Source organism: Mesorhizobium sp. M7A.F.Ca.ET.027.02.1.1, from assembly GCF_004022985.1.
Taxonomy (GTDB): domain Bacteria; phylum Pseudomonadota; class Alphaproteobacteria; order Rhizobiales; family Rhizobiaceae; genus Mesorhizobium.
Window position 1 is genome coordinate 1 of sequence record NZ_RZOL01000743.1, and the last position, 1,387, is coordinate 1,387.

Annotated in this window: 2 protein-coding genes; one reads left to right on the plus strand and one right to left on the minus strand. The window is 66.0% G+C overall.

Features of this window, described 5'->3' with window-relative positions; all coding sequences use genetic code 11:
• Positions 1 to 508, minus strand: a 508-nt coding sequence (locus tag EN749_RS35775; protein WP_128364930.1) for a GntR family transcriptional regulator, incomplete at its 3' end; no start/stop codon positions are given.
• 35 nt (positions 509 to 543) lie between these two features.
• On the opposite strand from EN749_RS35775, the gene EN749_RS35780 reads away from it, so the two are divergent.
• Complete coding sequence (locus tag EN749_RS35780) at positions 544 to 1,296, plus strand: pyridoxamine 5'-phosphate oxidase family protein (protein ID WP_189367975.1); 753 nt, start codon at positions 544 to 546, stop codon at positions 1,294 to 1,296.
• Positions 1,297 to 1,387 lie beyond the last annotated feature (91 nt).

Genomic DNA, 1,387 nt, shown 5'->3' on the forward strand with positions numbered 1-1,387 from the left:
CGCCGCGTGCGGTCCTGAGATAGGTGGCAATTGCCGTGCGCAGCGGCAGGCCGCCGCGCGGATCGCCATAGCGGAAATGCTCCGGCCCGGGGCGAGCGAGGTGGCGCGACAGAAGGATGCGAAACAAATTAAGCGTGCGCGGATCGGACACCGCCACGCCAAGGCCGCAAGGCAGCGAGGTGGCGGCATCGATCTCGGGTGGCCGTGGCTTGACCAGTGTTGTCGGCAGATGCGGCACGTCAGGCGCGACGAAGGTTCCGGCACCGATCCTGGCGACGGCGAAGCCTTCCGAGACCAGCATTTCAAAACAGGCAACCGCCGCCGAACGCGATAGGCCGAAGCGCTGTGCGAGATCCCGGGTGGTCGGCAATTTGGCCCCGGCGGCCAGCGCGCCGGTCTCGATCAGCCGCCTGAGCGCCGCATAAAGCTCGCGGCTGCGCGGGCCGTCGCCCGGGAGGACCGGGATCAGCGCCGACCAATCCGGCAACTTGGTCTGTTTTTTCTTCATCGGATTGGTTCTTTTATCAACCAATGTCATGGCGCATGGTTGGCAGACAACAACCAAGGATGCAAGCCGTGAACGACACGCCAGCCAGCTTTCCGACCACCAGCCGCAACCGCGTCAAGCGCCTGCACGAGCGCGGCAGCTACGACCATGCGGCAGTCTTCGCGGTGCTGGATGCCGGGCTGCTGTGCCATGTCGCCTATACGTTCGACGGACAGCCCTATTGCACGCCGACCATCCACTGGCGCGAGGACGACATGCTCTACTGGCACGGCTCGTCGGCCAGCCGCATGCTGCGCAATCTGCGCGGCGGCACGCCGGCGTGTCTGACGGTGTCGCATCTCGACGGGCTGGTGCTGGCGCGCTCGGGCTTCAACCATTCCGCCAATTACCGCTCGGCAATGTGTTTCGGCACAGCGCGGATCATCGACGAGCCTGATGAGAAACTGAAGGCGCTGGCCGGAGTCGTCGACCGCTTCTATCCCGGCCGGAGCGAGACCCTGCGGCCGATCTCGGTGCAGGAGGCCAAGGCGACGACGGTGATCGGCATGCGCATCGAAGAGGCATCAGCCAAAGTGCGCGCCAAGGGCGTCGGCGACGACGAGGAGGATTACGGGCATCCGGTGTGGGCCGGCGTCATCCCGGTGCGGATGGTGGTCGGCGCCGCCGAGCCGTGTCCGAGGCTGCTGCCCGGTGTGGAGCGGCCGCAGAATCTGGCTGGATATGCCGAGGGCGAAAGGCTGGATCGGGCGCTGACGCAGGCGCAACTGACGTATGAGGGCGAGCTGTAGCCAGCAAAGTTAGCGCTGCCCCTCATTGTCCTGCCGGACATTTCTCCCCGTATAGTGACGGGGAGAAAGGGGCCGGCCGCCACGTTGGCGC

Bases quoted from the DNA above. Each gene is read 5' to 3' on its own strand.
- EN749_RS35780 (WP_189367975.1), top strand. From the start codon at position 544: ATGGTTGGCAGACAACAACCAAGGATGCAAGCCGTGAACGACACGCCA.